Source organism: Granulicatella balaenopterae, assembly GCF_900111135.1.
Lineage (GTDB): Bacteria > Bacillota > Bacilli > Lactobacillales > Aerococcaceae > Granulicatella > Granulicatella balaenopterae.
On record NZ_FOGF01000009.1, the window covers coordinates 35,146 to 61,485 of the forward strand.

24 protein-coding genes and 1 other annotated feature are annotated in these 26,340 nt (G+C 35.7%); of the genes, 20 read left to right on the plus strand and 4 right to left on the minus strand.

Annotated elements, in window-relative coordinates; genetic code table 11:
• Positions 1-12 precede the first annotated feature (12 nt).
• A complete protein-coding gene (locus tag BMX09_RS03340) occupies positions 13-900 on the minus strand; it encodes a cation diffusion facilitator family transporter (protein ID WP_089746288.1) in 888 nt (295 codons plus the stop codon).
• A gap of 220 nt (positions 901-1,120) precedes the next feature.
• On the opposite strand from BMX09_RS03340, the gene BMX09_RS03345 reads away from it, so the two are divergent.
• From BMX09_RS03345 to BMX09_RS03360, 4 genes are all read left to right on the plus strand, one after another.
• Positions 1,121-1,510 (plus strand): MerR family transcriptional regulator, encoded by a 390-nt coding sequence (locus BMX09_RS03345; RefSeq protein WP_089746289.1) that lies wholly within the window; start codon positions 1,121-1,123, stop codon positions 1,508-1,510.
• Between the two features lie 22 nt (positions 1,511-1,532).
• A complete protein-coding gene (glnA, locus tag BMX09_RS03350) occupies positions 1,533-2,873 on the plus strand; it encodes a type I glutamate--ammonia ligase (RefSeq protein WP_089746290.1) in 1,341 nt (446 codons plus the stop codon).
• 213 nt (positions 2,874-3,086) lie between these two features.
• Positions 3,087-3,821: a metallophosphoesterase gene (locus BMX09_RS03355; protein WP_089746291.1), complete on the plus strand. Its 735-nt coding sequence runs from the start codon at positions 3,087-3,089 to the stop codon at positions 3,819-3,821.
• Between the two features lie 8 nt (positions 3,822-3,829).
• A complete protein-coding gene (locus BMX09_RS03360; RefSeq protein WP_089746292.1) occupies positions 3,830-4,495 on the plus strand; it encodes a CPBP family intramembrane glutamic endopeptidase in 666 nt (221 codons plus the stop codon).
• Positions 4,496-4,557: 62 nt separating this feature from the next.
• Here BMX09_RS03360 and BMX09_RS03365 read toward each other — a convergent pair whose 3' ends face one another.
• On the minus strand, positions 4,558-5,283 hold the full coding sequence (locus BMX09_RS03365) for a YebC/PmpR family DNA-binding transcriptional regulator (RefSeq protein WP_089746293.1): 726 nt from the start codon (positions 5,281-5,283) through the stop codon (positions 4,558-4,560).
• Between the two features lie 428 nt (positions 5,284-5,711).
• A complete protein-coding gene (locus BMX09_RS03375) occupies positions 5,712-6,830 on the minus strand; it encodes a CobW family GTP-binding protein (protein WP_089746294.1) in 1,119 nt (372 codons plus the stop codon).
• A 164-nt stretch (positions 6,831-6,994) separates the two neighbouring features.
• Between BMX09_RS03375 and BMX09_RS03380 the strand changes: the two genes are divergently transcribed.
• From BMX09_RS03380 to uvrA, 6 genes are all read left to right on the plus strand, one after another.
• A complete protein-coding gene (locus tag BMX09_RS03380; RefSeq protein WP_089746295.1) occupies positions 6,995-7,852 on the plus strand; it encodes a methyltransferase domain-containing protein in 858 nt (285 codons plus the stop codon).
• Between the two features lie 303 nt (positions 7,853-8,155).
• Positions 8,156-9,619: a DUF4097 family beta strand repeat-containing protein gene (locus BMX09_RS03385; RefSeq protein WP_177159517.1), complete on the plus strand. Its 1,464-nt coding sequence runs from the start codon at positions 8,156-8,158 to the stop codon at positions 9,617-9,619.
• Positions 9,620-9,637: 18 nt separating this feature from the next.
• Positions 9,638-9,964 carry a PspC domain-containing protein gene (locus BMX09_RS03390; protein WP_089746297.1) on the plus strand — a complete coding sequence of 109 codons (327 nt, stop codon included), beginning with the start codon at positions 9,638-9,640 and terminating at the stop codon, positions 9,962-9,964.
• Positions 9,965-10,085: 121 nt separating this feature from the next.
• Positions 10,086-10,427 (plus strand): phage holin family protein, encoded by a 342-nt coding sequence (locus tag BMX09_RS03395; protein WP_089746298.1) that lies wholly within the window; start codon positions 10,086-10,088, stop codon positions 10,425-10,427.
• 144 nt (positions 10,428-10,571) lie between these two features.
• Positions 10,572-11,078, plus strand: a complete 507-nt coding sequence (locus tag BMX09_RS03400; protein ID WP_089746299.1) for a hypothetical protein — start codon at positions 10,572-10,574, stop codon at positions 11,076-11,078.
• Positions 11,079-11,206: 128 nt separating this feature from the next.
• Complete coding sequence (gene uvrA / locus BMX09_RS03405) at positions 11,207-14,053, plus strand: excinuclease ABC subunit UvrA (RefSeq protein ID WP_089746300.1); 2,847 nt, start codon at positions 11,207-11,209, stop codon at positions 14,051-14,053.
• 221 nt (positions 14,054-14,274) lie between these two features.
• Here uvrA and BMX09_RS03410 read toward each other — a convergent pair whose 3' ends face one another.
• Positions 14,275-15,237 (minus strand): ABC transporter substrate-binding protein, encoded by a 963-nt coding sequence (locus BMX09_RS03410; RefSeq protein ID WP_089746301.1) that lies wholly within the window; start codon positions 15,235-15,237, stop codon positions 14,275-14,277.
• 514 nt (positions 15,238-15,751) lie between these two features.
• Positions 15,752-15,955: a binding site (T-box leader), on the plus strand.
• Between the two features lie 66 nt (positions 15,956-16,021).
• On the opposite strand from BMX09_RS03410, the gene proS reads away from it, so the two are divergent.
• The 10 genes from proS to tnpA all read left to right on the plus strand — a co-directional run.
• Positions 16,022-17,461: a proline--tRNA ligase gene (gene proS / locus BMX09_RS03415; RefSeq protein WP_089746302.1), complete on the plus strand. Its 1,440-nt coding sequence runs from the start codon at positions 16,022-16,024 to the stop codon at positions 17,459-17,461.
• Positions 17,462-17,570: 109 nt separating this feature from the next.
• The gene (locus BMX09_RS03420) at positions 17,571-18,263 is read left to right on the plus strand and encodes a hypothetical protein (protein WP_089746303.1); all 693 of its coding nucleotides are present in this window, start codon (positions 17,571-17,573) and stop codon (positions 18,261-18,263) included.
• Positions 18,264-18,279: 16 nt separating this feature from the next.
• Entirely contained in the window at positions 18,280-19,302 is a 1,023-nt protein-coding gene (locus BMX09_RS03425) for an aldose epimerase family protein (protein WP_089746304.1), read from the plus strand.
• Between the two features lie 16 nt (positions 19,303-19,318).
• A complete protein-coding gene (tsaB, locus tag BMX09_RS03430) occupies positions 19,319-20,050 on the plus strand; it encodes a tRNA (adenosine(37)-N6)-threonylcarbamoyltransferase complex dimerization subunit type 1 TsaB (RefSeq protein ID WP_089746305.1) in 732 nt (243 codons plus the stop codon).
• 19 nt (positions 20,051-20,069) lie between these two features.
• A complete protein-coding gene (gene rimI, locus BMX09_RS03435; RefSeq protein WP_177159518.1) occupies positions 20,070-20,636 on the plus strand; it encodes a ribosomal protein S18-alanine N-acetyltransferase in 567 nt (188 codons plus the stop codon).
• Positions 20,633-21,109, plus strand: a complete 477-nt coding sequence (rimI, locus tag BMX09_RS03440) for a ribosomal protein S18-alanine N-acetyltransferase (protein WP_089746307.1) — start codon at positions 20,633-20,635, stop codon at positions 21,107-21,109. Before rimI (BMX09_RS03435) ends, rimI (BMX09_RS03440) begins: the two co-directional genes overlap by 4 nt.
• A gap of 26 nt (positions 21,110-21,135) precedes the next feature.
• On the plus strand, positions 21,136-22,167 hold the full coding sequence (gene tsaD / locus BMX09_RS03445; protein ID WP_089746308.1) for a tRNA (adenosine(37)-N6)-threonylcarbamoyltransferase complex transferase subunit TsaD: 1,032 nt from the start codon (positions 21,136-21,138) through the stop codon (positions 22,165-22,167).
• Between the two features lie 274 nt (positions 22,168-22,441).
• Positions 22,442-25,054, plus strand: coding sequence for a pyruvate, phosphate dikinase (ppdK, locus tag BMX09_RS03450; RefSeq protein WP_281242665.1), 2,613 nt, complete (start codon positions 22,442-22,444; stop codon positions 25,052-25,054).
• Between the two features lie 120 nt (positions 25,055-25,174).
• Positions 25,175-25,798, plus strand: a complete 624-nt coding sequence (locus tag BMX09_RS03455; RefSeq protein WP_089746309.1) for a helix-turn-helix transcriptional regulator — start codon at positions 25,175-25,177, stop codon at positions 25,796-25,798.
• Positions 25,799-26,061: 263 nt separating this feature from the next.
• On the plus strand, positions 26,062-26,340 hold a 279-nt coding region (tnpA, locus tag BMX09_RS03460), incomplete at its 3' end, for an IS200/IS605 family transposase (RefSeq protein ID WP_218138913.1).

Here is a 26,340-nt window from a genome sequence, read left to right on the forward strand (position 1 = left end):
GCATCTATTTAGCTAAATCTCTGCCGAATCAACTTCATAGGGTTCAACGTGAATATCAATAAATAAGACGGAAGATTGTTGGTAAAATTCTTCTTCAATTTCTTCGGTTACAGCATGACTATCATAAACGGTTAAATTTGGATCCATTAAGACGGTTAGATCAATATAGACATTCGAGCCATAACGACGAGCTTTTAATTCGCCAATCGCTTTGACTTCAGGATGACTTAGGGCGATGGTTTCATATTCATGGATTTTATCTTCTTCAAAGCCATCTGTTAATTCAAAGGTACTTTCTTTAAAGATTTCAATAGCTGTTTTAATAATGATGATACCAACAACTAGAGCCATAAAATCATCGATCCATAAGATACCGCTACTAGCTGCTACAATCGCAATAGCTGTTGTGAAACTGGTTAAAGCATCACTTAAATTATCTTTCGAAGCTGCTTTTAAACCTAGTGAATTTAGGCGTTTGGCTAAGTTTTTATTATAGCGATAGACTAGTAACATCACAATTCCTGCACCGGCTGCCACAACCGCATTTAATAGAGAAGGTGTCGGAGTAGGAGCGCCAAGCCACATTCGTTGAATCACATTCTTCAGGACTTCAATACCCACATAGAACATAATGAAGCTAGTCATTAAGCTAGCAATCGTTTCAAATTTCCAGTGGCCATAGGGATGATCTTTGTCGACGGGTTTTTGGGCGATTTTTAGTCCGAATAATACTAAAATAGAAGAAATCACATCGGTAAAGTTATTTAATCCATCAGCGAATAGGGCGGTTGAATAGAATAGATAGCCGACTAATAATTTGGCAAAAGAAAGTAAAATATAGACGGCAATACTTGTCTTAGCGCCACGTTCGGCTTGTTTTAGTTGGTTACGTGCTTCCATTTGATCAGTCCTTTTTAAGTATGTTAATTTCTATTGTACACCTTGCTAGCTAGAAAAGAAAATATTATTTAAGCGCCAGAGTGAGTATAGGGGAAATGAATTGTAGCTAGTAAGCTCTCTACTCTATGTTAGATTATCTAACATAAAAAGTTAGCCAAAGATTGACACCACTCCTAAAACTGTCTAAAATAACAACAAAAGAACTAGAGAGGTGAGAGAGGTGAGTGAGAAAGAGTTACGTCGCAGTAGAGCAATTTTGCCAATTGGTGTTGTAATGGAATTGACGGATTTGACTGCTCGCCAGATTCGCTATTATGAAGAAAAAGATTTGGTGATGCCATTGCGCTCGACGACCAATCGCCGTTTATTTTCCTTAAATGATATTGATCGTTTATTAGAGATTAAAGATTTTTTGGAAGATGGTTTATCGATTGAGGCGATTAAAAGGCATTATCATCAGGAAAAAATTTCCAAACAATCATTTATGACTAGTTCTAAACAGGTAAGTGATGGCTCCTCTAAAGCTTTAACCGATGAGGATGTCCGTCGTATTTTTTATAATGAGATTATGCAGATTAGTCGCTTATCAGGCAATGAAAGACCATTTTAATGAAAGAAAGGAAGTAAGATAAATGAATAAAGAAATCACTCGAGAAGATATAATGAACGATGCCAAGGAACGTGATGTCCGTTACTTAAGATTAATGTTTACGGATATTGCCGGACGAATTAAGAATGTGGAAGTACCGATTAGTCAATTAAAAAAAGTGTTAGATAATAAAATGATGTTTGATGGTTCGTCAATTGAAGGTTTTGTGCGTATTGAAGAGAGTGATATGTATTTATATCCCGATTTATCAACTTGGTTAGTCTTCCCATGGAGTAGTGAAAATGGTTCGATTGCCCGCTTAATTTGTGATGTGTATACAACGAAGGGGGAACCTTTTGCAGGAGATCCTCGTTCGAACTTAAAACGTATTTTAGCAGAAATGAAAGACTTAGGTTTCTCGCATTTTAATTTAGGACCAGAACCTGAATTTTTCTTATTCAAATTAGATGAGAATGGTGAACCAACAATGGACTTAAATGATAATGGTGGATATTTTGATTTGGCACCAACGGATTTAGGTGAAAATTGTCGTCGTGATATTGTCTTAGAATTAGAAAAAGCTGGTTTTGAGATTGAAGCTAGTCACCATGAAGTAGCACCTGGCCAACATGAGATCGATTGGAAATATGCAAATGCGGTGGAAGCTTGTGATAATATTCAAACATTCAAATTAATTGTGAAAACAATTGCCCGTAAACATGGCTTACATGCAACCTTTATGCCAAAACCAGTCATTGGAATTGCCGGTTCCGGAATGCACTTTAATTTATCATTATTTAATGAAGAAGGTAAGAATGCTTTTTATGATCCTGCTGGTGAATTGGAATTGAGTGATTCGTGTCGTCATTTTATTGCTGGTTTAATGGAACATGCGAAAGCTTTAACGGCCGTATGCAATCCAACTGTTAATTCATATAAACGTTTAGTACCGGGTTATGAAGCGCCAGTCTATATTGCTTGGTCAGGTCAAAATCGTTCGCCATTAATTCGTATTCCGTCATCACGTGGTATATCAACTCGTGTGGAATTGCGTAGTGTTGATCCAACGGCGAATCCATATCTAGCAATGGCAGCTATTCTACAAGCTGGTCTAGAAGGAATTAAGAACGAAACTCCGGTGCCAACTGCAGTGGATCGTAATATTTATGCGATGACGAATAAGGAGCGTATGGATGCAGGAATTAGTGATTTGCCAAGTAGCTTATCTCGCGCCGTATCAGCTTTAGAACAAGATGAAGTCGTCAAATCAGCTTTAGGGGAACATATTTATGCCAACTTTATTGAGGCCAAACGTTTTGAATGGGCGGCTTATCGTAGTCAAGTAACTACATGGGAATTAGACCAATACTTAAAATTATATTAAATAGATTTATTTAGAAAATGGTGTGCTGATGTTGATTGGTGCATCATTTTTTTTGGATTTTTTTGTGTTGTTTAGATGTAGGTGAATCATTTTTTATAGGCACATGGTTGATTAATGCATCACTTTTTTACTGTATTGATGAACTGTCTTTTTCTATTTGAATAGAAATTTGGTATACTAGTTAAGAAACGATTAGCGTAGAGGAGGGATTAGATGTCAGAGAATTATTTTGTTATCGGTGATATTCACGGTGAATTGAGCTTAATGAAGGAAATGCTGTCATTTTGGCACAAGGATAGTGAACAATTAGTCTTGATTGGTGACTTAGCGGATCGTGGACATGATAATAAAGGTACTTTTTTATTAGCGAAGAAGTTAGTGGAAGAAGAGGGTGCTATCTGGGTAAAAGGTAATCATGAAGATATTATCTTAAAATGGTTAGCCGACCCAGTTGAAAAGTTCGATTGGTATTGTCGTAATGGTGGGGTTAAGACAATTAATCAGTTATTAGAGCGTCCTAGTGATGTGGAGATTATTGATCCAGAAGCTGATGCTTTAGAGATTAAAGAGAAATATCCGGGATTATTATCACTTTTAGCTGATTTACCTCTATATTATGAGACAGAAAAGTATATCTTTGTGCATGCGGGGGTTGATTTAACCATTGATGATTGGCATAATACTTTAGAGAAAGAATTTTATTGGATTCGTGATGACTTTCATAAAGCTCCTAATACGACTGGTAAAGTAATTGTCTTTGGTCATACGCCTACACCTTATTTATCAGGATTCCCGCATACGAAGGAAGTCTGGTATGAAGATGGTAAAGTGGGTCTTGATGGTGGGGCAGTCTATGGTGGCGTCTTATTCGGTGTGCGTTTTACTGATGAGGGGTTAAAAGAAGTTGTAATGCTAGAATCTAAAAAAGAAGCTTGTTGGGAGGAGTAAGATTTAAGATGAAAAATTTTAGTGAAAAACACCGTGGTTTAACAGCTTGGTTTGTGTATTTATTGAATATGTTATTGGTTAGTCAATTGATTGCTTTGCCGATTTTGTCGATGGGGGCTAGTATTGAGACGGCGAATGCATATGGGATGGCCCTGTCAAGTGTGTTAACCTTGGTATATGTAATTCATAAGTTTAAAGATACATATCAATCAGCACTGCAAAAGATAAAGTTCCCGGATGTGGTGTTAGCTTGTAGTAGTGGTTTAGCGATTCGTATTGTATTAACATTATTATTATTTAGTGTGATGACTATTCCAGAACCAGAAAATCAAGAAGTTATCCAAATGATGTTTGAAAATTCAACGCCTTTAGTGATGTTTTTTACGGTATGTATTTTTGCGCCGATTGTAGAAGAGACTTTATTCCGTCAAGTCTTGATTGGGGATTTAGAAGGTAGGGTTCCAGTGTGGATTATGACGATTGTATCATCAGTATTTTTTATTATGATGCATTCAGGTACGGACTTAAAAGCAGGACTATTATATGCAACGGTGACAATTCCTTTAGTAGGAGTATATCGTTATTATCATAATAATGTAGCTATGTCTATTTCAATGCATTTTGTGATGAATAGTTTAGCCTTTATTAGTATGGTAGCTCAATCAAGTATGTAATAATAAATCAAAATAAAAATCAGTATCCTCTTCGTGATGAATGGGGTACTGATTTTTTTGTATTATTCTACGTCATCTAAGTTTACATTGTGGTATACTTTTTGAACGTCTTCATTGTCTTCTAAAGTTTCTAACATACGTTCAAATAAACGTAAGTCATCGCCTGCTAATGTTACTTCTGATTGAGGGACCATTTCGATTTCTGCTACTGAGAATTCTGTAATGCCCATATTTTCTAATGCTGCACGAACTTCTTGGAAATCATTTGGTTCAGCATAAACGATTGCTTGGTCATCTTCTTGAACAACATCGCGAACGTCAATATCTGCTTCCATTAATTCTTCTAATAATTCATCAGCATCTTTATTAGCAATACCAAAAATAGCAGTATTATCAAATAAGTAAGTTACTGATCCTGATACACCCATGTTTCCGCCGTTTTTGCTATAAGCAGCACGAACATCACCAGCTGTACGGTTTACATTATTTGTTAAAGCGTCAACGATAATCATTGAGCCATTTGGACCAAATCCTTCATAACGTAATTCTTGGAAGTCTCCGCCTCCAGCACCTTTAGCTTTTTCAATTGCACGGTCAATAATGTGTTTTGGTACATTATATGTTTTCGCACGATCGATAACAAATTTTAATTTTTGGTTTGAATGAGGGTCTGGTTCACCTTGTTTTGCAGCAACATAAATTTCAATACCAAATTTAGCATAGATTTTACTGTTGTTTGCATCAAGTTTTGTTTTCTTAGCAACAATATTTGCCCATTTACGTCCCATGATTTCACTTCACTTTCTTTTGTATTAGTTGTTTAGTCTTTACTTTTTCTCTGACTGTTCCCACGGGCAAGCCCATGGAGTTTTGATTATCAAGTGTAACTTGTAATCGTACATCATTTTCAGACTTTGGAGTTACAAGTATAAAACTCTTTAAATCAGAACTTGCATTACCAAGCGGTTCGATGACCACATTAGCGGTAACTTTCTGCTTTTCAGCAAGGAAGTACAATCAACCTCCCTTATTATTATATACATAGATTATATATTTATTCCATGCCATTATCAAGCCGAAGAAAAGAGGCTTTCATTTTTCCATAACAGTTCTATTATACAGAGATAACAGAGATTTGTTAAGTATTTTTATTGGAATAATTGTAGGATTAGAAAAAGACGAGCCGAAACTCGCCTAAATTGCTAAAGAGCTAGGATTATTTTTCTGTACATTCAATAAAACTTTTACGTAATTCTTCTTCTGGTAAGTTTTTACCGATGAATACTAGAGTTGATTTGTGTTCTTCATCTTCTGACCAGTTACGTCCACGTGAAATATCAAAACTCATTTGGACACCTTGGAAGATAATTTGGTAATCTAAGCCTTCTACGTATAATAAGCCTTTATAACGGTATAATTCTTGACCATACATATAAACTAATTCATTTAACCATTCATTAATATTGGCTAAGACTAATGGTTTATCAGCTTCAATGACGAATGAGTTGATGCCGCTGTGGTGTTTTTTGTGGTGATGGTGGTGGCATTCGTGATCATGATGGTGATCGTGGTCGCAGTCGCATTCATCGTGATCGTGACAGTGACATTCTTCGCCATCTTCATGGTGATGGCAACAAGCGTGTTCATCGTGGTCATGGTGATGTTCTTCTTCCTCTTCTTTGGCAACTTGTTCCATGGCACGGATTTTTTTCTCTGAGGCATAGAATAATTGTAAGTCGAACATATCAGCCAAAGTAACTGGTTTTTCATCTAAGTCTTGAATTTCAGCGAAGGCGTTAATAGAGCGGACTTCTTCAATAACTTTACGGTAGATATTATCTGTTACTAAGCTATGTTTTGACATAAAGATTTTATCAGCAAAACCAACTTGTTTAGCAGGCTCATCTTGATGTGCTGTTTGGAATAAGAAGTTTTTAGAATCAACTACTGTTAGAACAGCATCAATAATAAAGTGTTCGTTTAAGAATGGTACATTGATAAAGGTTTGAGCGATTGGAGATGGATCTGCAATCCCTGTTGTTTCAAATAAAATACGGTCAACCTTCACACCATTTTTTTCTTTAACAGTAAGAATAGAGCGTAACATATCGGCAATGTCCGTACGCAATGTACAACATAAACAACCATTATCCATTTGGTAGATTTCTTCTTCAACATCTAATACAAATTGGTGATCCACACCGACTTCACCGAATTCATTAATAATTACGGCAATATGTTGGTCGTGTTTTTCTTTTAATACTTTATTAATTAAGGTAGTTTTACCGGCACCTAAAAAGCCGCTGACAATTGTTACTGGAATTTTTTCAGCCATCTTGATTCACTCCTAATATAGAATAAGGTAAGAGAATTTCTCTTCTTTCTACACTATTTTAGGTTGCTAGAGTGGAAAAGTCAACGAACAGGCACTAAAATGACTAGCTATCTAAGTAAAAAATAGGTACACTAGTAAGGTAGATTGAAAAGAGGAGTTTAAATATGTTAAAAAAAATAGATATTTCCCGTAATTTTTTACAAGAACATGTTCATTTATTAGCTTGCCCTTATTGCCAAAGTAGCTATAAAGAAGATGTGGTGCGTGGTTTAGTATGCCAAAATAATCATCAATTTGACCTATCAAAAAAAGGGACAATGCATTTAATGAAGCAACCAGCCAATACTGATTATGACCGTGATTTATTTCAACATCGCTTTCAATTGGCAGAGAGTGGATTTTTTCAACCCTTATTAGATAAAATTGCTGAGTATATAAGAGTAGATACCGATAAATTAACTGTTGATATTGGTTGTGGTGAAGGCTCGCATTTAGCTTATTTACAAGAGACATATCACTTACAACATACAATTGGTTTAGATATCGCTAAAGAAGGGATTATATTGGCTAGTAATCATTTTGGTACTACTAATTTTTGGTGTTTGGCTGATTTAACCACTTTGCCATTCGCTAAAGAGTCATGCCAACAATTAATCAATATTTTAACGCCGTCGCATTATGAAGAATTTAATCGTGTATTAGCAAAGGGAGGTCGCTTAATCAAAGCTGTTCCAAATGCTAATTATTTAATTGAATTGCGTCAACAATTATATCGCTCAAATAAAGAACGCCAAACTTATTCCAACGAACAAACAGTGAGCCGTTTCCTAGAACAATATCCTGAAGCAACCGTTGATCAAATCTCATATAAAGTAGCCATTTCTCCAGAGCGCTACCATGATTTATTAATGATGACACCATTATACTGGGGAGCTAGTGAAGAAGACCGCATCTATAGCGTAGAACATCCATTAACAGAAATAACAGTAGATTTTACCATTTTAGTTCATCAAAAAGACTAATTATAGTGGCAAAAGCCAAACAAATCATAATTTTAAAAAAAATTAAGAAAATTTAACAATTCACTTGCATTTTTCTTAAGAAAATCATATTATATATTTAACACTTTTTTTACGGGAACAAGTTTTTTCGTAGATAATTATTGACTAACGTTAACTTTCGCAGTGCTAGACACCGAAGGATAGCGTTCTTTTTTTACTCTTTTTTACAAATATCAATCTTTAGCCCTATGAAAAAAGTTTGAATATAGTCCATAATAAAGATGTAGAGAGAAAAGAATGGTGTTAAGAAAGGGGAACTTAGCCATGAAAGAAAAAGATAGAATTTTAGAACTCGTTAAAAAAGGAGTGATTAGTTCTAGTGAGGCGATTGAATTATTAGAACAAATCGGTCAAAAGAAAGCAGATAATGAAACTATAGAAGAATATATTGAAGAAATTCCTGAAAAAAATGCTGATTACTATGAAAAAGTGGACAAAAAGCGCTTGAATACAATTTTAGGAGATATTGCTAGTGCTGTGGGTTCGATTACAGGTGACGCTAATAAAGAGGACCAACGTATTATCAATTTAGAAAAATCAATCGCTGAAAAGAAAGAGCGTCTAACTGAATTAGAAACATTGGCATCTATTGGCCAGTTAACAGTTGATGATGAGATGGAATTACAACGCATTACCGAAATTTTAGATAGTTTGATAGAACAATTAGAATCTTTAGAAATTGAAAAACAACGAGCTACTGAAGAAAAAATTCGTAAAACAAAAGCCGAATTAAATCATAAATATAAACAAGTTAAGGAAAAAGTACAGGAAACCAATTGGGAAGAAAAAGTGAATCAATCAGCTAATCTATTTACTAGCGCAATGGGGAATATTACTAATAAAGTCGCAAAAGTTGTAAAAGATGCTGGAGAATCAGTTGAGTGGCAAGAAAAAACTGTATCAATCCCTAAAATTGCCACAACAGAATTCGAACAAACGATTACCTCAGAACCAACAACTGCAACGATTATTGATATAAAAGTCGCAAATGGTGATATCATCTTAGAAACATGGGATAAAGATTATGTAAAAATTGATGCTAACTACAAACTTTATGGTGTTCGTGCCAATAATAAGACACCACTGGAACTATTAGCAGAACGTAGCACCATTGAAATAACTGATGAAAAAATTATGTATCACATTCCTAATAAACGTGTTAATTGTGAAGTAACCTTACACGTCCCAAATATTAATTATGACTATACAAAAATAGAAACCTTAAATGCGAATCTGACTCTTCAACAAGTAAAGGGAAAAGATTATTATATTAAAGTTAAAAATGGGGATGTCAATTTATATGGGGTTAGTGGCACTATGGCAGAATTAGATATGATGAATGGTGATATTGAAATAGCTGCTGGTAAATACCGTGATATTTGTATTAAAAATATTAATGGTGATTTAGAAATAGAAACAGAAGCCGTAAGTTATGATGTTACAACCGTCAATGGAGATATTGATTTAGAAGTAGCATCTAAGGATTCAAAAAAAGTAATGGCTAATACAACGAATGGTGATATTCATATGGAACTAACAGAAGGATTAAGTATGGAAGCGATGATGAAGACCTCATTTGGTGAAGTAATCTATAATCAAGAAGCGTTTGAAACAGAATTACTACAAAAAGAAGTTGTTGCCAAAATTGTTAAAATTAAAAAAATAAATGAAGCATTACCTATTAATATGACCTTAGTAACTATTGCGGGTGATATTGTCATAAATTAATCAAAAAGGATGAGTGATATGAATAAGAAAAAATTAACAAAATCAAGAACCGATAAAGTATTCCTAGGAGTTATCGGAGGGATTGCTGAATATTTAGGCATTAGTTCAACACTATTAAGAATTATCTTTTTATTAGTCTTTTGGTCTGGTGGTCCAGTTATTGTCTATTTCTTACTAGCTTTAATCATTCCAGATGCACCAAAGCCATCGCCACGCATTAATCCATTTGATGCATATGATAGTATTTTTAGTCAACGCCAACGCAACTATACCAATCAAACCAATCAATATCGTCCAAGAAAAGAAGCACGAAAAGTAGAGGATGATGAATGGAGTGACTTTTAATAATTCGTAAAAATACCGGAAAACTTCTAAGGAAAACTACTGGGCTGTGGTTGGAAATAGAAGTTTTTTGGTTTATAATTAAAGTATTATTAAAATATTATTAGTAATAGGAGGGAATGAGATGGGTATGTTCAAACGAATTGCGATTAATACACTTGGCTTTATGTTGATTGCTTATTTATTACCTGGCGTAGTTGTTGAAAGCTGGGGGGTTGCTTTTACCGCAAGTATTATTTTAGCACTACTAAACTTAACGGTAAAACCGGTATTATATTTATTTACTTTACCAATTAACTTTTTTACATTCGGCTTATTTAGCTTTGTGATTAATGGCTTAATTATTATGATGACCGCAAATTTTGTGGGCTCAGGAATTTATATTAGTTCATTTGGTACAGGCTTATTAGTCAGTGTCCTATTAACATTATTCCAACGCTTTATTGAAGAAGTAACGGAAGATTAGATGAACAAGCAAGCTTCTAATATAGGAGCTTGTTTTTTTGTGAAAAAATCTTTCAATTAAAGTAAAATAAACCAATTTATTAATTGAGGTACCGAAAGGAGTGTGCTATGATTAGGCTGAAATAATCATTAAGGAGGGGAACTTATGAAAAAATATATGAATTATCTTTTTATCGCAATTGTTGCCTTATTACTAACCGCTTGTAGCAATACCCAAAAGCCATTAAGTACTAAAACTTTTGGTGAATTGATGGAAGCAGAAGGTTATGAAATTATTTTACAAGAAGATGCTTCAACATCAATCTCCGTCGCCTTAAATGATGATACTAATGTACTGTTTTTTACTGGGAAAGATAATGTAGCTGCAAAAGCATTCTATCAAACACTAGCAAAAACATTAAAAGAACAAAATGCGGAAAATTCTGAAGCAACCATCACAGAAAATGAAGCCGTCAATAGTTTAGAATTAATCATTACAACGACGGATGATACTAGTTATCACCATTTAATTTGGCATGATGCACGTGTGCTATTTATCACGACAATCGGAGAAAATACCAGAGCTAAAAGTGAAGCTATCTTAGAAGAATTGCATTTTGAAGCAATATCCGCAACAAAAGAAGAATCAACAGAAAAAACAGAATCAGAATAAGAATAAGGACTAGGAAGCGAATCATATAAGGGTTCGCTTTTTTTGTGGCGCTAAAGAACGTTTGTTCGGAAGTTTCACTAAAGTTATGCTATAATAATAGAGAATTGATAGGAAGGGAAGTAAAGTTAATGGCCAAAGATAAGATTATTGTGCGTGGTGCAAGAGCCCATAATTTAAAAAATATTGATGTTTCTATTCCACGTGATAAATTAGTAGTTGTGACCGGTTTATCAGGTTCAGGGAAGAGTTCTTTAGCATTTGATACTTTATATGCAGAAGGGCAACGTCGCTATGTGGAGAGTTTATCTGCTTATGCAAGACAATTCTTGGGGCAAATGGATAAACCAGATGTTGATGGAATTGATGGATTGAGTCCAGCAATTGCGATTGAACAACGCACTACTTCACGTAATCCTCGCTCAACTGTAGGGACGGTTACAGAGATTAATGATTATTTACGTTTATTATATGCACGTATTGGTACGCCAGTCTGCCCACATGATGATACGATTATTGAAAGTCAATCGATTGAACAGATGGTGAATCGGGTAATGGATCTACCAGAGCGTACGAAGATTCAAATTATGGCACCAATTGTTAAAGCTAAGCGTGGTGAACACAAAAAAGTATTAGAGCAGATTAAAAAAGAAGGTTATGTGCGTTTACGTGTTGATGGTGAAAAACGTGATATTTCTGAGGAGATTGTATTAGAAAAGCAAAAGAAACATACGATTGATGTAATAGTTGATAGAATTATTGTTAGTGAAAAAAGCCGCTCACGTTTATTTGACTCTTTAGAATCAGCTTTACAATTAGCGGATGGTTATGCGATTGTCGATGTGATTGGTCAAGAGGAATTATTATTTAGTGAGCATTATGCTTGCCCGCATTGTGGCTTTACGATTGGTGAATTAGAGCCTCGTTTGTTTTCATTTAATGCCCCATTTGGCGCTTGTAGTGAGTGTGATGGTTTGGGGATGAAGTTGGAAGTGGATGTGGAGTTAGTAGTACCGGATGATCGTCTGACTTTACAAGAGGGTGCATTAGTTCCTTGGAATCCAATTAGTTCGAATTATTATCCTAGTATGTTAGAGCAGTTTTGTCAGCAGTTTAAGATACCAATGGATGTGCCATTTAAATCATTAACGAAAGAACAGCGTAAGTTAATTTTGTATGGTTCAGGTGAAAAGGAATTTCATTTTTATCATGAGAATGAATTTGGTGGGAAGCGTGATTTGAATTTACCTTTTGAAGGGGTAGTGAAAAATGTCAATCGTCGTTATCATGAGACGAATAGTGATTATGTACGTGAACAGATGCGCCAATATATGACGGAATTAGTCTGTCAATCTTGTCAGGGACAGCGGTTGAATGAGAAAGCTTTATCGGTGAAGGTGGGCGGTTTGAATATTTCTGAATTACAAACAATGTCTGTGACTGAGGAATTAGAATTTTTAGAGCAATTGACATTATCTAAAACGAATCAGGAGATTGCGACACCGATTTTAAAAGAGGTGCTGTCACGTTTGAGTTTCTTGAAGAATGTTGGTTTGGATTATTTAACCTTAAGCCGTACTGCTGGAACTTTATCGGGTGGTGAGGCGCAGCGTATTCGTTTGGCGACGCAGATTGGTTCGAATTTGTCGGGGGTATTGTATATTTTAGATGAGCCGTCGATTGGGTTGCATCAGCGTGATAATGATCGTTTGTTAGATTCATTGAAGCAGATGCGTGACTTAGGGAATACGTTAATTGTGGTGGAACATGATAGTGATACGATGTTAGCGGCGGATTATTTGATTGATATGGGTCCGGGTGCTGGTGAGTTAGGTGGCGAAGTGATTGCGGCTGGGACTCCTAAGCAAGTCATGAAGAATAAAAAGTCATTAACGGGTCAGTATTTAACGGGTAAAAAGAAAATTGAGATTCCAACAACACGTCGCACTGAAGATATGGGATGTTTAGAAGTGATTGGTGCTAGTGAGAATAATTTACAAGATGTCGATGTGACGATTCCTCTAGGTAGATTAGTGGCGGTAACCGGGGTGTCTGGTTCAGGTAAGAGTTCTTTAGTGAATGGTGTCTTGAAGAAGGCCTTGGCGCGTGAATTAACAAAAGCAAAGGAGAAGCCTGGTAAGTTTAAGGCATTACATGGGGTGGAATTAGTTGATAAGATGATTGATATTGATCAAAGTCCGATTGGGCGTACACCTCGTAGTAATCCGGCAACATATACGAGTGTCTTTGATGATATTCGTGATTTGTTTGCGGCAACCAATGAAGCTAAGATGCGTGGCTATAAAAAAGGACGCTTTAGCTTTAATGTTAAGGGTGGACGCTGTGAAGCGTGTAAGGGTGATGGTATCTTAAAAATTGAGATGCATTTCTTACCGGATGTCTATGTGCCTTGTGAAGTCTGTCATGGGACACGTTATAATTCTGAAACCTTAGAAGTTCGCTATAAAGGTAAGAGTATTGCCGATGTATTGGAGATGACGGTTGAGGAAGCTTTAGAATTTTTCAGTGCAATTCCAAAAATTAAGCGCAAATTACAAACGATTGAGGATGTTGGTTTAGGCTATGTACGTTTAGGTCAATCGGCAACGACTTTATCAGGTGGTGAAGCGCAACGTATGAAGCTAGCTAGTGAATTACGCCGCACAGCTACCGGTAAGACGGTCTATATTTTAGATGAGCCAACAACAGGATTACATACGGATGATATTAAGCGTTTATTGGCAGTTTTAAATCGTTTAGTTGAAGCGGGTAATACAGTGGTTGTAATTGAACATAATTTAGATGTGATTAAAACGGCTGACTATATTATTGATATGGGCCCTGAAGGTGGTGCTGGTGGCGGTACGGTGATTGCGACTGGTACACCTGAAGAAGTGGCGGAAGTTGAAGAAAGTTATACGGGACATTATTTGAAACGTATTTTTGCAGCAGCCAAAGAAGATAAAGCAGATAACTAAATGAGCTAACCGTTTTAGCGAGTAGTTAGCCGTTTAAAACGAAAATTAGTTCTGAACTATAAATAAATAAGCACTCAGCTGACGATTGGTATCGTTGGTTGAGTGCTTTTTATGATGCAGATTTTTGTGAGGTAGATTTTTTATGAGTTTGCGCCATTTAACTGGTGAAACGCTCCTCAGATAGTGTTATGATGCAAGGTGAATCTGCGAGATAGAAGAGTTTAGTGTACACGTTCTTCTAATTCACTTAGAGAGAAACCGAGTGCTTGAGCCATTTGTGGGTTAATCTCAATCATTGGTGTGGCGGGATCTTCAACCGCGATATCTGAAATAGCTGTACCATTTAATAGTTGTAGGGCTTGTTTGGCCGATTGTTGGCCTAATTTGTAATAGTCAACACCAACAACTAATAAAGTGGCATCCAAGACAGCTTGGTCACCACCGATTGCTGGGACTTTAGCTTTTATAAGAATATCATGAATCATTGCCACGGTTGAAGCAACAGTTGTATCGGTTGGAAAGTAGATAGCGTCGACTTCTTTTGCTAAGCTAGTGACGACTTGTTGGACATCATTGGTGGTCGTAACGGTCTTTTCGATGACGGTTAATCCTAAATCATTCAGTATATTTGTCGCAAGTCTGGCTTGGGCTTCTGAATTGACTTCATTGGAATTATAGAAAATCCCGATAGTTTGGGCATTTGGGATGGCGGCTAATAATTTTTCGATTTGCATTTGAACGGGAATATAATCAATTGTGCCCGTACTATTATCGCTTGGTTGTTCTAGTGAATCGGTTAAGCCAGCACTGATTGGATCGCTAATAGCTGTGAAAATAGTCGGAGTTTCTTGGTCGGCATTCATCATTGCTTGGGCAGCCGGTGTAGCAATCGCAAAGTTCAAATTATTTTCATCAGCTAATTTTTCGGCCATTAAAGGGAGATTACTTTGGTCACCGGATGCATTTTCGATAGTTAAGATTAAGTTTTCGCCTTCGATATAGTGATTGGCAGCCAGTTCATCAACAAAACCAAGGCGTGCTAAAGTTAGAGCGTCATGTTCAGCGAATTGTAAGATTCCAATATGGGTACAGTTATCATCTTTTTTAGCGCAATGACTGACAAAGATGGCAATAAGCGATAGACTACAAAAGATGGTGAGTAATTTTAATAGATTTTTTTTCATAATAAAGACTCCTTATAATATATTTTTTTGAAAAAAGGGTAAAAGAAAAGACCATCTATTTCTAAATGGTCTAACTAGTCTACTTAATCCTAAAATAGTGTTTAAGAAGTCTAAAGGGAAGTTAAGATCCACTTAGAAATAATCTATGTGGATTCACCTCAAAAAAGTTACAGCCTCATAGATACAAAACGGTCAGTCCGACTTGTATCTACAAAAGCGATACAAGTACATCTAATAATAGCTGTAATAGTAAGTGCGTGTAACTGGTAACGTCATTTGAGACATACTTAACTCCTCCTTTTTTGTGTGAGATAGTGATTACTTATAGGATAACCAAACGAGTCTGAACTGTCAACAAGGACTGTGGAAAAAGCATTATCCACAAGCAAAAATCCAAAAAAATATTTATCCACATGTGGAAACACTAAACGCTCAGATATTATCCATAAACTGCATTAATTTTTTATTAGGATTAGCGATAAATACTTGCATTTACTAGAAGTTTCTTATAATATTAACGATGGACATTGGAATAGTAAAATTTTCTATGGGTACAGAAAGTTCGACAAGCTGAGAACGAACCCCCGCTAGTGATTTGAACCTACCATGCTATAGATGGTTATGAAAATAATCCGGTTTATCACCGTTATCAATAGTAAGTGGCATATAGGGATTTTTATATGCAAATAAGGTGGTACCACGGTCATTCGTCCTTTTTATCGGGATGAGATGGCTTATTTTTTTGTCTAAAAAAACTAATAGATTAAAGAAAGAAGGAAATATAATGACAAATTTACAAAGAGAAGATTTTTCAAAATGGTATATTCAAACCATTCAAAAAGCTGATTTAATGGATTATTCACCAGTACGTGGATGCATGATTTTTAAACCAGATGGATTCGAGATTTGGGAACACATTCAAGAAGAATTCGGTGTTCGTTTTAAAGAAGAAGGTATCCGTAACGCTTATTTCCCAATGTTAATCCCAGAAAGTTTCTTCACAAAAGAAGCTGACCACATTGAAGGTTTTGCACCGGAATTACCATGGGTGACAGAAGCTGCTGGTGAAAAATTAGAAGAACGTTTAGCATTACGTCCAACTTCAGAAACCATGATCGGTACAGCATTTAGTAACTGGATTAATTCATACCGTGATTTACCATATGAAATTAACCAATGGGCAAATGTATTCCGTTGGGAGAAAAAAACATTACCATTCTTACGTACTTCTGAATTCTTATGGCAAGAAGGACATACAGCACACGAAAATGAAGAAGATGCGCGTAATCGTACAATGCGTATGCTAGATATTTATAAAGAAGTTATTGAAGGAGTATTAGCAGTTCCTGTATATCAAGGACGTAAAACACCATCAGAACGTTTTGCTGGAGCAGTAGATACGTATTCAGTAGAAGCGATGATGAAAGATGGTAAAGCTGTACAAGCAGGTACTTCTCACTTTATGGGTACAAAATTTGCCGAAGCATTCGACATTAAATACTTAAACCGTGATAATAAACACGTTTTCTGTAACACCACTTCATGGGGAGTATCAACTCGTTTAATCGGTTCATTAATCATGACTCATGGTGATGAACAAGGATTAGTATTACCTCCAAAAGTTGCGCCAACACAAGTCGTATTATTACCAGTAGGACCATGGAAGAAAAAACCAGAAATTGTTGAACGCTTAGAAGAATTACAAAAACAATTAAAAGCAAAAGGCATCCGTGTTACATTAGATGATTCTGATAATTCACCAGGCTTTAAATTTAATGAATGGGAATTAAAAGGTGTACCAATGCGTATTGAATTTGGCCCACGTGATATGGAGAATAACCAAGTAATGACTAAAATGCGTGACTTAGATGATAAAGTTGCCGTTTCATTAGATGACATCGAAGAATATGTTGAAAAATCATTAGAAGAAATGCAAGTTCGTTTATTAGAAACAGCTCGCCAAATGCGTTCATCACACGAATATACAAATATTGATACTTTAGATGAATTAAAAGCTCACATCGAAGAAAAACGTGCTGCCGGAGAACCAGCTGGCTGGGTACTTGCAGGATGGGATGGCACTGAAGAGTCTGAAGCCAAAATTAAAGAAGAAACAGGATTTACAACACGTAATATTCCATTCGTACCAGCAGTTGAAAAAACAACTTGTATTGTAACTGGAAAACCAGCTAAACATACTGTATGGCTAGCAAGAGCTTATTAAAGTAAGTTGTAAAAATGAAAATAAGTTTTAAAGGCGATAATAAGTTTCTAGCTGCTAAACGCATTTAGGAGCTTGTTTGAGCAATAATGTTGATTAGGGAGGTTGCATTGTGCAACAAGAGAAGAATGGTGAAAAACTAACACCAATGCAAATGGCTTTTTATATTGTAATTTCAATTTTTATTAATGCTTTAGGAAATGGATTAACGGTCGCTTTAAATATGGGAAGTGCCATGTGGACGGCCGCCTCGGTAAATCTGAGTTATTTTTTACAGATACCTTTTGCCATAACTATGAGTATGTTGGGATTATTCGCATTAAGTTGGAGTATAGTAATCACCAAAAGTTTCGATCTAAGAAGAGCGATTGCCAATATTTGTTTTATGATTCCGTTTAGCTGTTTAATTGGTTTTTTTGCTAATTTTTTCAGATTATTAGGCGTAGAAAATTTACCATTAGCAGTAAAAATTATTTTAGATATTTCTGGTATTTTTGTTTTAGCTTGTGGAGTATCAATTTATCAACGTGTTAATTTATTTATGCATCCAATTGATGAAGTAATTAAAAATGTTCGTTTTTATATTTGTCACGGGAAATCACGTAGAGGGTTAATTGTGAGTTTTATTCCTCCAATGATGTTGATTGCTTTATTATATTGGATTACAGGAGACATTCATGCTGTTAATATTGGTACTCTTGTGTCATTACTATTCCAAGGGGATTTTGTGGCTATTGGCGACAAATATGTATTTCCAAGCTTAAAACATCATTTTACTAGTCCAATTCAAAATGTAAAATCTTAGACTAGGAGGAAAAACAATGGAAGTAGTGGGAGTCTATCAAGGTCAAAAAGTTGTCCGTTATGTATTGCAGACAGCGACTGGTTATCAATTAGTGGTATTGAATTATGGTGCAACAATTGTTAAGTTTCTAACTCCTGATAAGGATGGGAAGTTTAAAAATATTATTGTTGCTTCAGAAGATGTTGCAGAATATTTTGATAATGCGCCTAAATGGGGAGCTGCAATTGGCCCGGTGGCTGGTAGGATTGCTGGCGGTAAAGTGACAATTGATGGAAAAGATTATCAATTAGAGCAAAATTTGTTAGGTCATCATTTGCATAGTGGCAGTATTGGATTTAGTGAGACGGTCTTTAAGGTGAGTGATTTACAAGAGAATTCTATTACATTTTATAGCGAAAAAGCCGACAGAATAGGGAATTATCCTGGTAATCTAAAGACGTGGATTAGCTATACTTTAAGTGATACTGGGGCGTTAACGATTGATTATAAGATAACAACCGACAAGGCAACCATTGTGAACCCAACGAATCATAGTTATTTTAATTTAACTGGTGATTTTAGAACAACGATTTTAGATCATAAATTACAATTAGCGACGAAAGCCTTAGCAGCAATTGACCAGACAGGAGTACCGACTGGTGAGTTAGTGAAGGATAGTGCTGCATTAGAATTGATACGTCGTGGAATAAAAATAAGCGAGCTTTTCCAAGAAGAACCCTTTAAAACAGCAGGTGGAATTGATCACCCATTTGTTTTAAATGATACAGCAACCATAAAAGTTGTTTTATCAGAAGCGACAACTGGCCGAACACTATCTGTAACAACAACCTCTCCAGCGATGGTTATCTATACCTCTAATGGCTATGATAATAAGACAAGTTTAAATGCTGAAAAGCCAATTGTACATAATGGGATTGCCTTAGAAACACAAATCTTACCAGATGCAATTCATCATGAAGGTTTTGGTGATATTATTTTGGCTGCTGGAAAAACATTTAGATCACAAACCATTTACCAAGCAGGTTTATTACAAGAATAAGAGAAAGGAGGAGCCTATGTTATTAGCAATCGATACATCAAATAAAACATTAGCAGTCGCTTTAGTCGATCAGTCTACTATCGTTGGTGAAACAATTATTGAAAATACTTTACAACATAGCACACAACTAATGCCAACTATTGAAGAATTATTAAAAGCTAGTCAGACAAACATTAAAGCTATCGACAAAATTGTAGTCGCACAAGGACCAGGATCATATACAGGCTTACGTATTGGTATTACTGTCGCTAAAACATTAGCAGTCGCATTAAAGAAACCATTAGTAGCGGTCTCAAGTTTAGCAGTCATTGCTGGGAATTGTCCTAAAGAAGAAGTAGGCGATCGATTGATTATTCCATTCTTTGATGCTCGTCGTAAAAATATCTTTACTGGCGCTTATCAATATGATGCAAAGGGGCATTTAGTAGAAGCACTTCCAGAACGCCATATTAGTTTAGCGACTTGGTTAGAGTATTTAGCAGCGAATGATGAAGCATATTATTTTGTAGGGAAATTACCACAAGAATGCTACGAGGAAATTAAGGACGCATTAGGTGAAAAAGTAAGTTTTGCAACCGCACCTCAAGCTATTCCAAGTGCTCAAACATTAGCTTTATTAGGGCAAAACCAAGCCCCAGTTGATGCGCACACTTTTGTACCCGTCTATTTAAAATTAGCAGAAGCAGAAGAAGTTTGGTTAGCCAAAAATCCTGATTCTGAGGTGACTACTTATGTGGAGCGCATTTAAAATAGTGATGCAAAAACTTATGCATCAAATGATTGATGGAATGTATATGGATGAGGAGGATTATCAACTACTTAGAAGGCGATTAGCTTTTACTGGTAGGTTGGTTCCTCTTTATTCGGGAGAAGAAGCATTCATGCGTTTGGCTAAAAGAGAAGAGTATGGGGATATTTTTCGACTGGAGCAATTAGCTTATGACGGCAAATCTCCATGGCATAAAGAGATGTTTTATAAGGATTTGAACCGTAATCCACGTACAATTTATATTATTATGGAGTATAATGGTGAGAAAATTGCTTTTTTGGGTGCTAGAACAACTGATGGGTATGATCTTCATATTAGTAATATTTGTGTATTGCCCCAGTATCGCTGTTTAGGATGTGCTAGTGCATTAATTGTCCAGTTAGTGCAGTTTGCTGAAATTTTAGCAAAAAAAGAAATCACATTAGAAGTTCGTCAATCAAATAGTAAAGCCATTCGACTCTATCAAAGAATGGGCTTTATCAAAACCGGTATTAAACCAGAGTACTATCAGCCAGAAAAGGAGGATGCAATTGAAATGACATTTGAATTACAAAGAGCTCTATGATTGAAACAACACAAAAATCGTATTCATTTCAACGCTTATTACCTACTAATCGGCAAAAATTAGCGAAAAATATTTATCACTTAGTACAGGATAATTATCAAGTAGCTTCAAATTGGACAGTTGCTGGATTTGAATCAGATTTACAAGAAGAATCAAATAAGTATTATGGCGTTTATTATGCGGAAGAATTGGTCGGCTTTGTAGCTTATCAAGTGGTCTTGGATGAAGCGACGATTACCAATATTGTGGTGGAAAAAGAGCATCAACAAAATGGTTTGGCGACTTCATTATGGCAAAAGTCCCAAAAAGATTTAGAAGAAAAGGGGATTGAGACCGTCTTTTTAGAAGTACGTGAATCAAATCTTGCTGCTAGGCAGTTCTATCAATCAACTGGCTTTGAATCTTATTATCGTCGTAAAGACTATTATCATGAGCCAAAAGAGGATGCTATTTTATACCGATATGATATCTAATATAGAAATGAAGAAGGTGAAAAAATATGAATAAAGAAGAAAGCAAAAAGACATTGATTTTAGCGATTGAATCAAGTTGCGATGAGACAAGTGCGGCGGTTATTGAGAATGGGCGTGTGATTAAATCAAATATTGTTGCTTCACAAATTAAGTCACATATGCGTTTTGGGGGTGTTGTGCCAGAGATTGCTAGTCGTCATCACGTTGAACAAATCACGCAAATTATCGAAGAATCATTAGCGGAAGCTGAAGTTACTCTAGATGACCTGGATGCGATTGCGACAACTTATGGTCCTGGCTTAGTAGGGGCTTTGTTGATTGGGATTTCTTCAGCCAAAGCTTTAGCATTAGCTAGTGGTAAGCCATTAATTGCGGTGAATCATATGGCTGGACATATTTATGCTAATCAATTAGTAGAAGAATTAAGCTTTCCATTAATGGCTTTAGTGGTTAGTGGTGGACATACGGAATTAGTCTATATGCCAGAAGATGGTGTCTTTGAGATTATTGGTGAGACTCGTGATGATGCGGCTGGTGAAGCTTATGATAAGATTGGTCGTATTTTAAACTTACCATATCCAGGTGGTAAGAAGATGGATGAATTAGCACATATGGGGCAAGACGTTTATCATTTCCCACGTGCGATGATTCGTGAAGACAATCTTGATTTTAGCTTTAGTGGATTAAAATCAGCGGTGATTAATCATGTGCATAATGCCAAGCAAAAAGGTACAGAGATTGTACCAGAAGACTTAGCTGCTAGTTTTCAAGCAAGTGTTGTCGAAGTTTTAACGACTAAAACAGCTAAAGCTCTAGAACAGTATCCTGTGAAGCAATTAGTATTAGCAGGAGGCGTTGCAGCTAATAAAGGATTGCGTACAGCTCTAGGTGAATTAATGGCAGAAAAGTATCCAAGTGTTCGCTTTTCAATTCCACCATTATCACTTTGCGGGGATAATGCAGCTATGATTGGAGCAGCAGCTTATACTGAATATTGTAAGGGGCATTTTGCTTCCAATGATTTGAATGCAGTTCCAGGATTAGAATTAGGAGAATAATAACGAGCCTTTAACCTTAGTGTTAAGGGCTTTTTTTGGTGTGAAAATATGAAAACAGTTTGCTAAGCGCTATGATTTGTTACGAGCTATTTATAAGGTTATTACTTAAATGTGAAGTAGGAATGTCTGATAAAAAGTATATATTAAAAAATAATTAAGACGTATTAAAATGGGTTGATTTTAAATAAGACATACTATATCATATAATTAATAAATAAAACGTATTATTTAAATCGATTTTTCCAATAAAACGTATTAATAAGGAGTGTTAAAGGTGAAAAGAGTATATGATTTCCGTGAAGGTCAAGCGTCAATGAACCAATTATTAGGTGGTAAGGGTGCTAATTTAGCAGAGATGACTAATTTAGGTTTGCCAGTACCAACTGGATTTACCATTACAACTAGTGCTTGTATGGAATATTTAGAAAAAGCTCAAGGTTTAACAACAGCATTAATGCAAGAAATTAATGCAGCCATTTGCCGTTTAGAGGAAAGAACAGGTAAAGGATTTGGAGATAGTAAGAATTTATTATTAGTATCTGTGCGTAGTGGGGCTAGAGTGTCAATGCCTGGAATGATGGATACCATTTTGAATTTGGGTTTAAATGATCAAACAGTTGAAAGTTTTGCCGAAAAGACTTCACTAGCATTTGCTTATGATTGTTATCGTCGCTTATTACAAATGTTTGCAGATGTCGTATATGGCATTAGTCCACAATATTTTGCAAGTGAGATTGAAGAATTAGAGATGACTTATCATAAAGATTTATTAGATTTTAATCAAAAAGAATTTGCTGAATTAATCACTCGTTTTAAAAAAATATATACAGATAATGGCCAAATTTTCCCACAAGAACCAGTTGATCAATTAACAGAAGCTGTACAATCAGTTTTTAAATCTTGGAATAATCACCGTGCACAAGTCTATCGTCGTTTGCATAAGATTCCGAATGATTGGGGTACTGCTGTCAATGTGCAAGAAATGGTCTTTGGAAATAGCGGAGCAAATAGTGGGACTGGTGTAGCATTCACTCGTAATCCAGCAACTGGTGAAGCTAAAGTGTATGGCGAATTTTTAAGTAATGCACAAGGAGAAGATATTGTTGCAGGAATTCGCACCCCAGAAAAGATTAGTGAATTAGCTGATTCAATGCCTAAAGTGTATCAAGAATTTACAGAAGTTTGTAAGCGTCTGGAAGCACATTACTTAGATATGCAAGATATTGAATTCACTGTTGAAAATGGCAAATTATATTTATTACAGACACGTACCGGTAAACGTACTGCTAAAGCCACTGTTAAGATTGTTGTGGATTTAGTTCGTGAAGGTGTTATTTCAAAAGAAGAAGGCCTAATGCGTGTTAAACCAGAATTATTAAATCAATTATTACATCCAGTCTTTTCACCAAAAGCTTTAAAAGTAGTTGATATCTTAGCAAAAGGTCTACCAGCAAGTCCAGGGGCAGCAACTGGTAAGGTTGTCTTTACAGCAACTCGTGCTAAAGAATTAACGGAATTAGGTGAAAAAGTTATCTTAGTGCGTCAAGAGACATCTCCTGAAGATATTGAAGGAATGGTCTTAAGTCAAGCTATTGTAACGAGTCGTGGTGGGTTAACTAGTCATGCAGCGGTAGTCGCTCGAGGCTTAGGAACTTGTTGTGTAGTTGGGTGTGGCGATTTACAGGTGGATGAACAAAAGGGAGAATTTCATGTTCATGGAAAGACATATACAGAAGGTCAAGCAATTTCTGTTAATGGGAATACTGGTGAATTATATCTAGGAATTATTGAAACGGAATTAATGGAAGTGGATGAAACTTTCTATACATTAATGACTTGGGCGGATGAAGTTAGTCAATTAGGAGTATGTGCCAATGCGGAAACCGTTAAAGATTTAACAACCGCTCTTCAATTTGGAGCAAAAGGTGTTGGCTTAGCACGTACGGAGCATATGTTCTTTGCATCTGAACGTCTATTGGAGATGCGTCGAATGATTTTAGCTGAGACTCCTGAAGAAAAACAACAAGCTTTAGCAACCTTGTTAAGTTATCAACAACAAGATTTCTATGATATGTTTGCGATTACTAAAGAAAAATCATTAATCGTCCGCTTATTAGATCCACCAATGCATGAATTTTTACCACAAACAGAAAAAGACATTATTGAAGTGGCCGATAGTCTTGCTAAACCGGTCACTAAAGTCAAAGAAATGATTGCAACATTACATGAAACAAATCCAATGCTAGGCCATCGTGGTTGTCGCTTAGGGATTACTGAACCAGGAATCTATCAAATGCAAGCAGAAGCGATTATTCGTAGTTGTATTGCTCTAACAAAAGCAGGAATTAGTGTTAAACCAAAAATTATGATTCCGTTAATTGGTGGAGTAGCAGAATTAGTAGCGACTAAAACCATTATTGTCGAACGAATTAATGAATTATTTGCTGAACTAAACAGTGAAATCCCATACGAAATCGGTACGATGATTGAGATTCCTCGCGCTTGTTTAATTGCTGACAAATTAGCCGAACATGTTGATTTCTTTAGTTTTGGTACGAATGACTTAACGCAATTAACATATGGTTATTCAAGAGATGATGTAGCGAAATTTATGCCAGAATATATTGAAAAACATATCTTGCCACATGATCCATTCCAAACAGTTGATGAGGAAGGAGTGGGTGAGTTAATGCGCATTGCTGTCGAAAAAGGCCGTCAGACTAATCCAAGTTTAAGCATTGGGGTTTGTGGTGAAGTTGGTGGTGACCCAGATTCAATCCAAGTTTTCCAAAAGATTAAAGTTGATTATGTTTCTTGTTCACCATACCGAATTCCATTAGCTCGTTTAAGCGTAGCCCAAGCAGCTATTCAAGCAAAACAAAGGTAGACTCTTAAGAAATTATGAAGAAATGCTATAAGCTAGTATTTCATAAGGGGTTCGCCTTGTTTCTTAATAAGACGTATAATATAATGGAATTATACGTCATATACAGAAAGAGGATTTATCGTGGAATTTTCAGAAAGACAGAAAAAAATTATCCAAATTGTAAAAGAAAATGAGCCTATTACAGGTAGTGAGATTGCCGCAAAATTAGGTTTATCTAAGCCGACTTTGCGCAGTGATTTAGCATTATTGACGATGACTGAAGTTTTAACTGCCCGCCAAAAAGTAGGGTATATTTATGCTGGTAAAGCTAGTGAACCCATCTTACAAAATCATTTATATGAATGTCGTGTTGAGGATTTGATGATTGCGCCAGTCTTTATCACATCAGAAGATACATTGAAAAATGCGGTGACAGAATTATTTATCCGTGATGTTGGATCATTGTATGTTATTAATGAAGAAAAGGAATTAATCGGTATTTTATCGCGCAAAGATTTATTGCGAGCAAGCTTGAATAATACTGATGATCATATTCCGGTAGCGATGATTATGACTCGTATGCCAAATATCGTGACGATTACTAAGGAGAAAAGTGTCTTAGAGGCGGGGGATTTAATTATGAGTCGCGAAATAGATTCATTGCCAGTCGTTGAAGCGGCTAATCCATTACATGTTATTGGAAAAGTTAGTAAGACCAATATTATGAATTACTTCATTCAAGAAGGTAAAAAGGTGGAAGGCTAAATGACAAAACAAATACTAAACCAAATAACTAGTGATACAAAAGAAGTAACATTATTCATTTTAAAAATAGTGCCAAGAAATCTCCGAAGCTTTAGCTTCGTGGGATGAATTGTTGTATCAAGATATTTTTGATACAATCATTATTGAGGGATATAAAATGAATTGTTGGAAAAGTGGAAGCCATAATAACTATTTGTTACAATATCATCTAATTTTTGTATGTAAATATAGAAAACGATTGCTATCAAATAAGTGTGTAGCAGATGATATCAAGTTATTATCACAATAAACATAAGGTCGTCATAAAATATGTCGAAACAGATAAAGACCATATACACTATATGATTGAAACAAGACCGAATATAAACTTATCAAATCTTGTAAAGACAATAAAATCATATACAACATATACTATATGGAAAAAATATTCACACTTATTAAGAAAACATTTTTGGAAAGAAAAAACATTTTGGACTGATGGGTATTTTATTTGTTCAGTGGGAAATGTAAGTGAGGAAACCCTAAAAAAATATATAGAAAAG